Source organism: Caviibacterium pharyngocola (assembly GCF_002795405.1).
In the GTDB taxonomy this organism is placed as follows: domain Bacteria; phylum Pseudomonadota; class Gammaproteobacteria; order Enterobacterales; family Pasteurellaceae; genus Caviibacterium; species Caviibacterium pharyngocola.
In genome coordinates this window covers 1-13,709 of the sequence record NZ_PHGZ01000030.1, presented here as the reverse complement: position 1 = coordinate 13,709, position 13,709 = coordinate 1, and the positions used below count along the sequence as shown (strand labels likewise).

The window sequence follows — 13,709 nt, the reverse complement described above, 5'->3', positions numbered from 1 at the left end:
CGTCTAACGGTATTGACGCAGGTAACACGAAAATTACCAACGTCACGGCGGGTAGCGAAGATAACGACGCAGTGAACTTTAGTCAGTTAAACGCAACGAATCAAAATGTGGCGAATAACACGGCAAATATCACTAAAAACGCCGCCGAAATCGCGAAAGGGATCAAGTTCGGTAACGGGACAAACGCGAATCAGTATCAGCTGGGCGATACCTTGAATGTGACTTCCGGCAACGCCAATATCATAAGTGAAACCATTGACGGTGGTGTGAAACTGACTTTGGCGGATAGTATCAATTTAAGCAGCGTGACGGCTGGCGGTACAGTATTAAACAGCAGCGGCTTAACCGCAGGTAACGTCAAAGTATCTTCCGGCGGTATTGACGCAGGTAACACGAAGATCACCAACGTTACGGCGGGCACGTCTGATAACGACGCGGTGAACTTAAGCCAGTTAAATACCTCTGTTGCGGCAGCGAAAACGGAAGTGAAAGCGGGTACGAATATTGCCGGCGTAACGGAAAGCAAAGGCGATAAGGGGCAGACTGTTTATACGGTGCACGCAAATGCGTCAACGGTGACGAATGCGTCGTCGGAAGTGAAAGTGACGCCGACAATGAAAGACAATAATGTCACGGAATATGCGGTCGATTTATCCGACGCGGCAAAAGCGAACATCACCAAAGGAGTGGAAGCGAAAAGTGCGGTGGATAAAGGGATTAAATTTGGTAATGGTACAAAAGCGAATCAGTATCAGCTAGGCGATACCTTAAATGTGACTTCCGGCAACGCCAATATCATAAGCGAAACCATTGCAGGTGGTGTGAAACTGACTTTGGCGGATAGTATTAATTTAAGCAGCGTGACGGCTGGCGGTACGGTATTAAACAGCAGCGGCTTAACCGCAGGTAACGTGAAAGTCTCCTCTAACGGCATTGACGCCGGTAATAACCAAATTACCAACGTCAGCACAGGTACGGCGGATACTGACGCGGTGAATGTGAAACAGTTGAAACAACAAGCAGCAGCGGCGAAAACCGAGGTGAAAGCCGGTACTAATGTGGCGAGCGTGGATGCGAAAGTCGGTGAAAACGGACAAACCGTTTATACGGTGAATGCAAACGGTACGGCAGTTAAAGCCGGCGACGGCTTAAGCGTTTCTTCCTCTTTAGACAAAGAGAAAAACGTTACCACTTATACCGTTGCGTTAAATGACGAAACAAAACGTCAATTAGCTAAGGAAGAATCCGTTGTGGCGGGTAGCAAAAACGTTACGGTAACGGCGGATAAGAAAAATGCGACCGGCGGAACAGAATTTGTGGTCGATATCGCTAAAGATCTGGATCTTTCCAAAGACGGCAGTTTAACTATCGGTAATACCGTTGTGAATAATGACGGGCTAAAAGTCGGCGATACGGTGGTGAATAAAGACGGCGTTAAAGTCGGTGACGTATCTATTACCGCCGAAGGTATTAACGCCGGTAATAAAACCGTTTCGAATGTTGCCGACGGTGTAAAAGATACTGACGCGGTGAATGTTCGTCAATTAAAAGAAATTGCGAAAACGGCGTCGAAAGGTTGGAACTTGAGCGTGAATAACGGCAAAAACAGCGGTAACGTTGCGCCGGGCGACAGCGTTGATTTACGCAGCGCCGACAATAACGTTGTGGTATCGAAAGAGGGCAATAACGTCAGCTTTGCCTTGAACAACGAATTGTCTATCGGTGGTAAGAACGGTAAAGACGGCTCCTTAGGTGTGAAAGGCGCCGACGGTAAAGACGGCGTTGTGGCAAACGGTGACGGAACTTTAGTTATCAACGGCAAAAACGGTGTTGACGGCAAAGCCGGTGCAAATGCGACTTTAACCGTGGCGGAAGGACAAAAAACCTTGGATGAAACGGGGTCGAATTCTACCCGCATCGTTTATACCGACGGTAAAAACACCACGCAAGAAGTAGCGACAATGAAAGACGGCTTGCGTTTTGCCGGTAATCAAGGGGCGATTTTGAATAAGAAATTGAATGAAACCCTGTCGATCGAAGGCGGATTGGATAATCAACAAGCTGCGTCGAGTAAAAATGTTCGTGTGGATAGCGAAAACGGTAAACTCATCGTGAAGTTGGCGGAAAATGCGCAGTTTACACGCGTAACAACCGGTAAAACTTCAATGAGCGATGCAGGGATTCAGGCTGGCAATGTGAAAATTGACGCCAATACCGGCAAGATCAGCGGCGTAACGGCGGGTACGGCGGATAACGACGCGGTGAACGTGAAGCAGTTGAAAGCGAGCAAAACGGAATTGGTTGACGGTTCGGGTACGAAAGTTGTTGCCAACAAGGGCAATAACGGACAAACCGTTTACAAAGTCAACGTGGAAGGCGACTTAACCAAGATTTCGTCCATTTCTCAAGGCAATACGAAAATTTCCTTGAAAGAAGGCGAAGTCAATATGAACGGTAGCCGCATTACTTCCGTGGCGGACGGTGTGAAACCGAACGATGCGGTGAACGTGTCGCAATTAAATCGCGGCTTGGCGCAAATTAACAATAATATCAACAAAGTGGATAAAGACTTACGCGGCGGTATTGCCGGCGCGCTCGCCTCCGCAGGCCTATATCAGGCGACTTTACCGGGTAAATCGATGGTTTCCGCCGGTGTGGGAACCTATAAAGGTGAAAACGCGGTGGCTTTAGGATATTCACGTTTGTCCGATAGCGGTAAACTGGGCGTGAAATTCTCGGTGAACAGCAACTCGCGCGGCGATCGCGGCGCGGCGGCAAGCGTGGGCTATCAATGGTAGTCCGACGGCGTGATAAGGCTTAAGCCGAATGGCATAAAGCCTCGGTTTTATTTAGTCGCCAAAGCGTAAAAATCACTTTATAATAACCGCACTTTTATGCAAAGTGCGGTTATTTTTTTCTTCGTTTTTAAGGTGATAGGATGCAACAAATTCAATCCGAAGACAGCGGTTTTTGGTTACTGACCAAGGGATCGTCCGTGTATTTGCAAGACGGTGAATTACCTTGCGGCAAAGCGGTGGAATTCGGCTTAGCGGGACGTGACGGATTGGTTATTGGCGCGTTGGATAATCGACCGCTTTGGTTGGTGAACGAATGCGATGACGAACGGGATTATGTCTATTTACGCGATTTGCTCGGTTTGCCGGAACGCACGTTCAATTTGCTTGCGCGCGGCGTGGAACTCAATCATTTTTTCCGCACGCACCGTTTTTGTGGCAAATGCGGCGCGAAAACAGCGATCACGCAAGACGAATGGGCAGTTCAATGTGAAAACGATGCCTGTTCTTACCGCACTTATCCGGTGATTTGCCCGTCGATTATCGTTGCAGTGCGGCGCGGAAAAGAAATTCTTCTGGCGAATCATTTGCGTCATAAAGGCGGCATTTATACGACGCTGGCGGGATTTGTGGAAGTCGGCGAAACCTTCGAACAAACCGTGCAACGGGAAGTATTCGAAGAAACCGGTATTAAAGTGAAAAATATTCGCTATTTCGGCAGTCAGCCTTGGGCATTTCCGAATTCGCAAATGGTCGGTTTTCTTGCCGATTATGCAAACGGTGAGATTCGTTTACAAGAGGAAGAGATTTGCGATGCTAAATGGTTCCGTTACGACGAGCCTTTACCGCCGTTGCCGCCGCAAGGCACGATTGCATTAAAATTGATTCAAGCTACTTTGGAACTTTGCAAACATTCGACGGAATAATTTCCTAACATAAACCTCAATTCAATCAATAGAGTAAAAACAATGACAACATTAAAAAACGATCGTTATTTAAGAGCCTTGCTGCGCGAACCGGTGGATATGACGCCGGTTTGGATGATGAGACAAGCGGGGCGTTATTTGCCGGAATATAAAGCCACGCGCGCACAAGCCGGCGATTTTATGTCATTGTGTCGCAATGCGGATTTAGCGTGCGAGGTGACGCTGCAGCCTTTACGCCGTTATGATTTGGACGCGGCGATTTTATTTTCCGATATTTTGACCGTGCCGGATGCAATGGGATTGGGCTTGAGTTTCGGCGCCGGCGAAGGACCGAAATTCGCTCGCACGATTGACAGCAAAAGTGCGGTGGAAAATTTACCGATTCCCGATCCGGAACAAGAACTGCAATATGTAATGAACGCCGTGCGCACGATCCGTCGCGAACTTAAGGGCGACGTGCCGTTAATCGGTTTTTCCGGCAGCCCATGGACGCTAGCCACTTATATGGTGGAAGGCGGCAGTAGCAAAGCCTTTACCAAAATCAAAAAAATGCTTTATAGCGAACCGCACTTGTTGCATTTGCTATTGGATAAACTGGCGGATGCCGTCGTGTTATATTTAAACGCACAAATTAAAGCGGGCGCGCAAGCGGTGATGATTTTCGACACTTGGGGCGGCGTGTTAGGTCATCGCGAATATTTAGAATTTTCCTTGCGTTATATGCAAAAAATCGTGGAAGGATTAATTCGTGAAAACAATGGACGCAAAGTGCCGGTCACCTTATTTACAAAAGGCGGCGGATTATGGCTTGAAGCTATCGCTGCAACGGGATGTGATGCGGTCGGTTTGGATTGGACGGTGAATTTGGCGGAAGCGAAAGCGCGTATCGGGCATAAAGTCGCATTGCAGGGCAATATGGATCCTTCCGTATTATATGCACCGCCGCAACGTATTGAGGCGGAAGTGCAACAAATTTTGGCGGATTTCGGCGCGGGTAGCGGTCACGTCTTTAATTTAGGTCACGGCATTCACCAAGACGTGCCGGAAATCAGTCCGAAAGTGTTTGTCGATGCTATTCATCATTATTCTCAACCTTATCATAAATAAAAGTGCGGTGAAAATTTATGCGAAATCCGATTCATAAACGCTTGGAAAAATTCGAAAGTTGGCAAAATATCACCTTTATGGCGGCGTTGTGCGAACGAATGTACCCGAATTTTCATTTGTTTTGTCAAGTGACGAAACAGGCGGAAAATGCCAAAATTTACCACAATATTCTGAATTTGGTTTGGGAATATTTAACGGTAAAAGGCGCAAATATTAATTTTGAAAATCAGTTGGAAAAGCTGGAAGCGGTGATTCCCGATTTGAACGATTATGACTTTTTCGGCGTGGTGCCTGCGGCGGATGCGTGCGAAGGATTGGCGGAATTATTACACGCGATTATTGCGGGTGATACTTTGGAACAAGCGATAAAAATCAGTCGTCTTTCTTTTCAAACGGTCGTGAGCGTATTGGAAACGCAAAGCGATCGAGAATTTTCCGAACAGCAGTTGAAAGAATGTGAGGAAACCGAAGCGGAACTTGATGTGCAATGGGCGATTTATCGTGCCTTGAACGAATGTGAAGAACGCGACGTCGAGCTGATTTTATCGCTAAAAAACGAGCTGCGTGGCGAGGGAATTTCAAATATTGGTATAGAAATTGAGCGATAATGTGATTTAGTTAGCAATTTTCACATATATCGCTTTGATTTAGCCGGAACTTAGATTATGCTTTACGGCGCTGTGGTTACAGTTATTATGGTTGGCAGGACGGTTAATCGGCTCCTGAAGCTAGAAATTTAATAGAAATATAGAAGGTACTAATTTATGAACAAAACGGATTTAATTGATGCTATTGCAAGTGCGGCGGAATTAAACAAAAAACAAGCTAAAGCAGCATTGGAAGCAACTTTAGAAGCTATCGCAGGCAGTTTAAAAGCCGGTGAACCGGTACAATTAATCGGCTTTGGTACATTCAAAGTAAATGAACGTAAAGCTCGCACCGGTCGTAACCCGCAAACCGGCGAAGAAATTCAAATTGCAGCATCTAAAGTGCCTGCGTTTGTTGCCGGTAAAGCGCTTAAAGATTCAATTAAATAATTGAACGATATTTTTCGAGAACCCTGCCTTTGTGCAGGGTTTTTTTATGGCAAAAGAAAATAAAGTTTACATTCCGTTTTTATTTCTATAAAATTTCGAACCGAAACTTACAGTGAGATTTTGCTAATGAAACGAAATTTTCAGCAACGTAATACACAACAGCGCCGACACGCCATAATGCAATTATTGCAACAACAGGGCGAGGTAAGCGTCGAACAATTAGTGCAACTGTTTGAAACGTCCGAAGTGACCATTCGAAAAGATTTGAGCGCGCTGGAAAGTAACGGTTTTTTATTGCGTCGCTACGGTGGCGCGATTTTGATGCCGAATGAATTTTTGGAAGAACCGCAGGATGACAATCTTTCGAATCGAAAGTTATTGATCGCAAAAGCAGCGGCGGAACGGATTTCCGATCATAATCGAATTATTATCGACAGCGGCAGTACGACGGCAGCGTTGATTAAACAACTGAATCGTAAGCAAGGATTGGTGGTGATGACCAATTCCTTATCCGTGGCGACGGAATTAAGAGGCTTGGAAAACGAACCGACCTTGTTAATGACCGGCGGCACTTGGGATAGCAGCTCCGAATCTTTTCAAGGCAAAGTCGCGGAGCAAGTGTTGCGATCTTACAATTTCGATCAATTATTTATCGGCGCGGACGGCATTGATTTGGCAAGAGGCACGACGACCTTTAACGAATTGATCGGCTTAAGCCGTGTAATGGCGGAAGTGTCGCGCGAGGTGATCGTGATGGTCGAATCGCAAAAAATCGGCAGAAAAATGCCGAACTTGGAATTAACTTGGCAGCAGATTGACGTATTGATTACCGATGATCTGATTCCTACGGAAAGCAAACAAATGATTGAAGCGCAAGGTGTGGAAGTGATTTGTGCAAGTGCGGTCTGAATTTTAATTATTTTTTACAATGAAGGAAAACTTATGTGTGGTATTGTCGGCGCGGTAGCGCAACGTGATGTGGCGGAAATTTTAATCAACGGGTTGCACCGTTTGGAATATCGCGGTTATGATTCTGCAGGCTTGGCGGTGGTGAACACCGCGTGCGAATTGCAACGCGTGCGTTGTTTGGGCAAAGTGAAAGCGTTGGATGAAGCGGTGGAGAAAAATCCGTTAATCGGCGGAACCGGTATTGCGCATACCCGTTGGGCAACGCACGGCGAACCGTCGGAAGCCAACGCGCATCCGCACGTTTCCGGTGATTTTGCCGTGGTGCATAACGGTATTATCGAAAACCACGAAGAATTGCGCGAAATGTTAAAAGCACGCGGTTATGTTTTTTCTTCGCAAACGGATACGGAAGTGATTGCGCATTTGGTGGAATGGGAAATGCATAGCGCGCCGAGTTTATTGGCGGCGGTGCAAAGCGTGGTACGTCAGTTAACCGGTGCTTACGGAATGGTGGTGATGAACCGTGCCGATCCGACCCGCTTGGTGGCGGCGCGTTCCGGTAGCCCGCTTGTAATCGGTTTGGGTATCGGGGAAAACTTTTTAGCCTCGGATCAACTGGCGTTATTAAGCGTGACGCGCCGTTTTATCTTCTTAGAAGAAGGCGATATCGCCGAAGTTACGCGTCGAACCGTCGATATTTATGATGTAAACGGCAATAAAGCGAATCGCGAAACCCACGAATCCAATTTGGAAAATGATGCGGCGGAGAAAGGTAAATTCCGTCATTTTATGCAAAAAGAAATTTTCGAACAGCCGACCGCCTTGATTAATACAATGGAAGGGCGAATTAATCACAGCAATGTGATCGTGGAAAGTATCGGTAACGGCGCGAAAGAAATTTTAGAAAAAGTGGAACACGTTCAAATCGTCGCCTGCGGAACTTCTTATAATTCGGGAATGGTGGCGCGTTATTGGTTCGAATCTTTGGCGGGCGTGAGCTGTGATGTGGAAATCGCGTCGGAATTTCGTTACCGCAAATTTGTTACGCGCCCGAATAGCTTATTATTGACGCTTTCCCAATCCGGCGAAACGGCGGACACCTTGGCGGCATTGCGTTTGGCGAAAGAAAAAGGCTATATGGCGGCGATGACGATTTGTAACGTGGCGGGCTCCTCTTTAGTACGCGAATCCGATTTAGCCTTTATGACCCGCGCGGGTGTGGAAATCGGCGTGGCGTCAACAAAAGCCTTTACCACCCAACTGGCGGCAATGTTGATTCTCGTGACGGCAATCGGGAAATTGAACGGTAATATTTCAGCGGAAAAAGAGCAGGAAATTATTAAAGCCCTGCAATCCGTGCCGGCAGAAATTGAAAAAGCTTTAGTGTTTGATAAAACGATTGAAAAATTGGCGGAAGATTTCGCCGAGAAAAACCATTCTTTATTCCTTGGGCGCGGCGAATATTATCCGATTGCAATGGAAGCGGCGTTGAAATTAAAAGAGATTTCTTATATTCACGCCGAAGCCTATGCAGCGGGTGAATTGAAACACGGACCGTTAGCGTTGATTGACGCGGATATGCCGGTTATCGTGGTGGCACCGACCAATGATTTATTGGAAAAAGTAAAATCCAATATTGAAGAAGTACGCGCGCGCGGCGGTCAATTATATGTTTTCGCCGATAAAGAAGCGGGATTTACCGAAACGGCGGGAATGAAAATTATCACAATGCCGACGGTAAATGAAATTACCGCACCGATTTTTTACACTATTCCAATGCAATTATTGTCTTATCACGTTGCATTGATTAAAGGTACCGATGTGGATCAACCGCGTAACTTGGCGAAAGCCGTTACCGTGGAATAATCCTTTCTTGTGATGAAACGGCTTTGTGTACACATAAAGCCGTTTTTTATTGCCTAATTGCCGTAAATCTCCTAAACTACGCGACGATTTTTTTAAATCGCCAGTTTGTTGACAAAGTATATTTAAGTAGGATGGGCTTTAGCCCATCATATTGATACTATTGGTTTTTTTGATGGGCTAAAGCCCATCCTACAAATCAAATAAACTTAAATTAGGTTTGTCAGCGGTCTGATGATTTTTTAAATCGCTCCTTTCTTTCTAAACTTTAAAGGCTACCTGCGAGTAGCAAAAGGATTCTCTATGACAGACAATGTAAATCATTATGGCTGGAAAGCCCTTATCGGTTCCGCCGTCGGCTATGCGATGGACGGTTTTGATCTTTTGATTCTCGGTTTTATGCTTACGGCGATTTCCGCCGATTTAGCCTTATCGCCGGCGCAAGCAGGCTCGCTCGTTACTTGGACATTAATCGGTGCGGTGGTCGGCGGAATTATTTTCGGCGCCTTAAGCGATCGTTATGGACGCGTGCGCGTCTTGACGTGGACTATCGTGCTGTTCGCCGTGTTCACCGGCTTGTGCGCTTTTGCGCAAGGTTATTGGGATTTGTTAATTTATCGCACTATCGCCGGTATCGGTTTAGGCGGCGAATTCGGCATCGGTATGGCATTGGCGGCGGAAGCTTGGCCTGCACGTCATCGTGCAAAAGCCGCTTCTTATGTTGCGCTAGGCTGGCAAATCGGCGTGTTAGGCGCAGCCTTATTGACACCATTATTGCTACCGATTATCGGTTGGCGCGGAATGTTTATTTTGGGCATTTTTCCTGCTTTTGTGGCGTGGTTTCTCCGCGCGCGTTTGCACGAACCGGAAGTTTTTGTCAAAAAACAGACCGCACTTCAGCAAGTGCAAAAAGCACCGGCAAAATTGGAAGCCTTCAAATTATTGGTGAAAGATAAAGCAACGGCAAAAGTCAGTGCGGGGATTGTGATTTTGACCTCGGTACAAAATTTCGGTTACTACGGTATTATGATTTGGATGCCGAATTTCTTATCCAAACAATTAGGTTTTAGTTTAACTAAATCCGGTATTTGGACGGCAGTGACCGTATGCGGAATGATGATCGGCATTTGGGTGTTCGGTCGTTTGGCGGATCGTTTCGGACGCAAACCGGCATTCTTATTATTTCAACTCGGCGCAGTTATCAGCATCATTGTTTATTCACAACTCACCGACGCGACTATGATGTTGTTGGCGGGCGCATTCTTAGGGATGTTCGTCAACGGAATGATGGGCGGTTACGGCGCATTAATGGCGGAAGCTTATCCGACGCAAGCACGCGCGACGGCACAAAACGTGTTGTTCAATTTAGGTCGCGCCGTCGGCGGATTCGGGCCTATCGTCGTCGGCGCCGTGGTTTCCGCGTATTCTTTCTCCCTTGCGATTGCATTTTTAGCTTTGATTTATGTGATCGATATGATCGCAACGATTTTCTTAGTGCCGGAATTAAAAGGAAAAGCTTTGGAATAATTGATGAAATGAGCTTGTAAATGCGCAAAAATAATCAAATATTTTTGCACCGTTAAACTATCAGAGGTATTTCTGCTAAAAAAATCCCCGCACTTTGCGGGGAGCTTTTTCTTTATAAAAGTGCGGTAAAAATTACCAACCTTTTACCACGCCGTCTTTGAAGTATTTAACCGCTTCTTGGTAAACTTCTTCGGTTTGGTAAGCTTTAACGAAGTCTTGTACCGGTTTGCTGTCTTTATTATCTTGGCGAGCAACGATAATATTTACATACGGAGAATCTTTATCTTCAACAAAAACGCCGTGTTCGGTAGTATTTAAACCGACTTGACCGGCGTAAGTGTTGTTCACCACAGCAAGATCAACGTCATCCAACGCACGAGCCGCCACTGCGGTGTCCACAGGTTTGATTTGAAGATTTTTCGGATTTTCAACGATGTCTAACGGAGTTGCCGCTAAGTTGGTGTTGTCGTTTAATTTAATTAAGCCTTGTTTTTCCAATAAAATTAACGCACGACCTTGGTTGCTCGGATCGTTCGGCACGGCGATGGTTGCGCCGTCTTTCAATTCGTTAACGTTTTTAATGGTTTTGGAATAACCCGCCAACGGATAAACGAAGGTGTTACCGACAATCACCAAGTTATTGAGGTTATTGGCTTTAACATCGGAATCCAAATAAGGTTTGTGCTGCATTGCGTTAATGTCTAAATCGCCTTTGCTTACCGCCGGGTTCGGTAATGCATAGTCGTTAAATTCAACGAATTCTACTGTAAGGTTATATTTTTCTTTAGCGATTTTCGCTGCGATTTCGGCAACTTGATGTTCCGGGCCGGACATTACGCCGACTTTAATTTTTTGCGGTGCTTCTTGTTTTGCCGGTTCCGCCGCTGCTGCGGTTTCCGGTTTTTTCTCATCTTTACAAGCCGTTAAAGCAAAAACGGATGCTAAGGTTGCGATACCTAATACTTTTTTCAAGTTCATTGTGAAAAATCCTCTAAATAAGGGTTGATTGATTAACGATGATCAAAATGATCAGCGAGTTTGTTTCCATATTTCTCGCATAGCATAACGATTAATACGATAATGATTGTGGAGACCCAAAGCACATAGGTCATATTACGGTGTAATCCGTAGGAAATCGCCGTATTTCCCAAACCGCCGCCGCCGACTGCGCCCGCCATTGCGGAATAGCCGATTAGTGCGATTAAGGTTAAGGTCATCGCTTTAATTAAAACCGGCAAGGCTTCGGGTAAATAAAAACGCGTGATCAACTGCCAAACGGATGTGCCCATCGCTTTCGCGGTTTCCGTTAAGCCGCTCGGAATATCACCGAGCGCATTGGAAGTTAAACGGGCGAAGAAAGGCAACGCCGAAACGCTGAGCGGGATAATTGCCGCCGTTGTGCCTAATGTGGTGCCGACTAAAAAACGTGTTACCGGCATTAAGTCGAATAACAAAATAATAAACGGAATCGAACGTCCGATATTAATCAGCACTTCAAGCAGTCGATTCACTTTGCGGTTTTCCAATGCTTGTCCTTGCTGGGTTAAGAAGGTGACGACACCCAAAGGCAAACCGAAAATAACGGCGAATAATGTCGCGGCAAAACTCATATAGACGGTTTCAAGCGAGCTGTTTGCAATTAATTCCCAAACTTGCGGGGTTAATTGACGGGAAAATTCGGACATAAACTCAGTCCACATAACCTAGTACCTCCACACGCACATTATTTTCCATTAAGTAAATTTTCGCCTGAGTAATGGCGTCTTCGTCGCCTTCGACTTCGGCAATGGTAAAGCCGAATTTTACCCCGCCGGCATAATCGATTTGTGAGGTTAAAATGCTCAATTCCACGCCGAATCGTTTGGACGCTTGAGATAATAACGGAGCATCGACGGAGCGACCGGTAAATTCGAATTTGATAATCGGCCAAGATTTCGCGTGTTTCGGTGTCGGGGAGAGATTTTCCAAATATTCGTCCGGCAGGCTGATGTGGAACGTCGAGCGAATAAATTCTTGCGCCAGTGCACTTTTCGGATTAGAAAAGATTTCGCTGACCGAACCTTGTTCAATCAATTTGCCTTGATCGATTACCGCTACGCGATCGCAAATGCGTTTGACCACATCCATTTCGTGGGTAATCAATAAAATCGTGATGCCCAAAGTGCGGTTGATTTCTTTTAATAATTTTAAAATGGATTGTGTCGTCGCCGGATCTAAAGCGCTAGTGGCTTCATCACATAATAAAACTTTCGGATCGCTGGCTAAAGCGCGTGCGATCGCCACGCGTTGTTTTTGTCCGCCGGATAAATTCGCCGGATAGACGTCTTTTTTATCCGTCAAACCGACTAATGACAAAAGTTCATCGACTTTTTGTTTGATTTTTTCTTTCGGCGTGTTTTCTAATTCTAAAGGTAACGCCACATTACCGAATACGGTGCGTGAGGTTAATAAATTAAAATGTTGGAAAATCATTCCGATATTGCGGCGTTCTTGAATTAGTTGATTATCCGTTAAGGCGGTTAATTCTTTATCGTCAACAAAAACAGCACCGGAAGTCGGTTTTTCCAATAAGTTTACACAGCGAATTAAGGTACTTTTTCCCGCACCGGATGCGCCGATCACGCCGCAAATCTGCCCTTTCGGCACTTCGAGGGTGACGTTATCAAGTGCGGTCAGTTTTTTCCCTGCAATGTCAAAAATTTTGCTAATATTTTTTAGCTTAATCATATAAGCCCTTTCATCGGTTCTTTCATTTAAGGTTTAGAGGTATTCTAGATGTCTAGATTGCCGTGTCAACATTTATTCGTAAGATTTTTATAATGATCCGCTATTAGTTAGAAGCAAATTCGGTCATAATGAAAAGATTATGTGACATTATTTTTAAGTTAAAAGGATATCATTTGAATAAAGCGATTTTTTTAGATAGAGACGGTACGCTAAATATTGATTACGGCTATGTCAGCGAAATTGATCAATTTAAATTTATTGACGGCAGTATTGAAGCGCTTAAAGCGCTCAAGTCTATGGGGTATTTATTAGTGCTGGTGACCAATCAATCCGGTATTGCGCGCGGATATTTCAGCGAAGATCAATTTTTGCAGCTTACCGAATGGATGGATTGGTCGCTGGCGGATCGCGGAGTGGATCTGGACGGCATTTATTATTGTCCGCATCATCCGGAGGGACAGGGGGAATATCGACAAGATTGTGATTGTCGCAAGCCGAAACCCGGGATGTTACTACAAGCAATTAAAGAACTTCGTATTGATCCGCAGCAATCTTTTATGGTTGGGGATAAAAAAGAGGACTTGCTGGCTGGAAAAAGTGCGGGGATAAAAAACGTTGTTTTAGTAAAAACGGGTAAACCGATTACTACGGAAAGTGAGAATTTAGCCGATTATGTTTTAGAGAGTATTACGGATTTACCGAAAATAATTCGTACGCATAAAAAGTAGAGAGTTTTGAGTTAAAATTTATTCGTAATGCATAAAAAATCACCTCTCAATAAAAAAATCAAGATTTTTTACAAAAAAGACTTGCAAGGC

The 13,709-nt window shown here is 45.3% G+C and carries 12 protein-coding genes; 9 read left to right on the top strand and 3 right to left on the bottom strand.

The window, feature by feature from the left end; all coding sequences use genetic code 11:
• The 8 genes from CVP04_RS11070 to CVP04_RS11035 form a co-directional block, all read left to right on the top strand.
• A partial coding sequence (locus tag CVP04_RS11070; RefSeq protein ID WP_207761644.1) for a YadA family autotransporter adhesin occupies positions 1–2,798 on the top strand: 2,798 nt, incomplete at its 5' end.
• A 140-nt stretch (positions 2,799–2,938) separates the two neighbouring features.
• On the top strand, positions 2,939–3,721 hold the full coding sequence (nudC, locus tag CVP04_RS11065) for an NAD(+) diphosphatase (protein WP_100297574.1): 783 nt from the start codon (positions 2,939–2,941) through the stop codon (positions 3,719–3,721).
• A gap of 42 nt (positions 3,722–3,763) precedes the next feature.
• Positions 3,764–4,828 carry a uroporphyrinogen decarboxylase gene (gene hemE / locus CVP04_RS11060; protein ID WP_100297573.1) on the top strand — a complete coding sequence of 355 codons (1,065 nt, stop codon included), beginning with the start codon at positions 3,764–3,766 and terminating at the stop codon, positions 4,826–4,828.
• 17 nt (positions 4,829–4,845) lie between these two features.
• Positions 4,846–5,436, top strand: a complete 591-nt coding sequence (locus tag CVP04_RS11055) for a YjaG family protein (protein WP_100297572.1) — start codon at positions 4,846–4,848, stop codon at positions 5,434–5,436.
• Positions 5,437–5,592: 156 nt separating this feature from the next.
• The gene (locus CVP04_RS11050; protein ID WP_100297571.1) at positions 5,593–5,865 is read left to right on the top strand and encodes an HU family DNA-binding protein; all 273 of its coding nucleotides are present in this window, start codon (positions 5,593–5,595) and stop codon (positions 5,863–5,865) included.
• 126 nt (positions 5,866–5,991) lie between these two features.
• On the top strand, positions 5,992–6,774 hold the full coding sequence (locus CVP04_RS11045) for a DeoR/GlpR family DNA-binding transcription regulator (RefSeq protein WP_100297570.1): 783 nt from the start codon (positions 5,992–5,994) through the stop codon (positions 6,772–6,774).
• Between the two features lie 33 nt (positions 6,775–6,807).
• Positions 6,808–8,640, top strand: coding sequence for a glutamine--fructose-6-phosphate transaminase (isomerizing) (gene glmS, locus CVP04_RS11040; RefSeq protein WP_100297569.1), 1,833 nt, complete (start codon positions 6,808–6,810; stop codon positions 8,638–8,640).
• Between the two features lie 300 nt (positions 8,641–8,940).
• On the top strand, positions 8,941–10,164 hold the full coding sequence (locus CVP04_RS11035; RefSeq protein WP_100297568.1) for an MFS transporter: 1,224 nt from the start codon (positions 8,941–8,943) through the stop codon (positions 10,162–10,164).
• Positions 10,165–10,296: 132 nt separating this feature from the next.
• Here the strand turns inward: CVP04_RS11035 and CVP04_RS11030 are convergent, their stop codons facing one another.
• The 3 genes from CVP04_RS11030 to metN are packed head-to-tail and all read right to left on the bottom strand — an operon-like array spanning position 10,297 to position 12,891.
• The gene (locus CVP04_RS11030) at positions 10,297–11,142 is read right to left on the bottom strand and encodes a MetQ/NlpA family lipoprotein (RefSeq protein ID WP_100297567.1); all 846 of its coding nucleotides are present in this window, start codon (positions 11,140–11,142) and stop codon (positions 10,297–10,299) included.
• A 32-nt stretch (positions 11,143–11,174) separates the two neighbouring features.
• Positions 11,175–11,864 carry a methionine ABC transporter permease gene (locus CVP04_RS11025; protein ID WP_100297566.1) on the bottom strand — a complete coding sequence of 230 codons (690 nt, stop codon included), beginning with the start codon at positions 11,862–11,864 and terminating at the stop codon, positions 11,175–11,177.
• Positions 11,854–12,891: a methionine ABC transporter ATP-binding protein MetN gene (gene metN, locus CVP04_RS11020; protein ID WP_100297565.1), complete on the bottom strand. Its 1,038-nt coding sequence runs from the start codon at positions 12,889–12,891 to the stop codon at positions 11,854–11,856. Before metN ends, CVP04_RS11025 begins: the two co-directional genes overlap by 11 nt.
• Before the next feature lie 173 nt (positions 12,892–13,064).
• Between metN and gmhB the strand changes: the two genes are divergently transcribed.
• Positions 13,065–13,619 carry a D-glycero-beta-D-manno-heptose 1,7-bisphosphate 7-phosphatase gene (gmhB, locus tag CVP04_RS11015; RefSeq protein WP_100297564.1) on the top strand — a complete coding sequence of 185 codons (555 nt, stop codon included), beginning with the start codon at positions 13,065–13,067 and terminating at the stop codon, positions 13,617–13,619.
• Positions 13,620–13,709 lie beyond the last annotated feature (90 nt).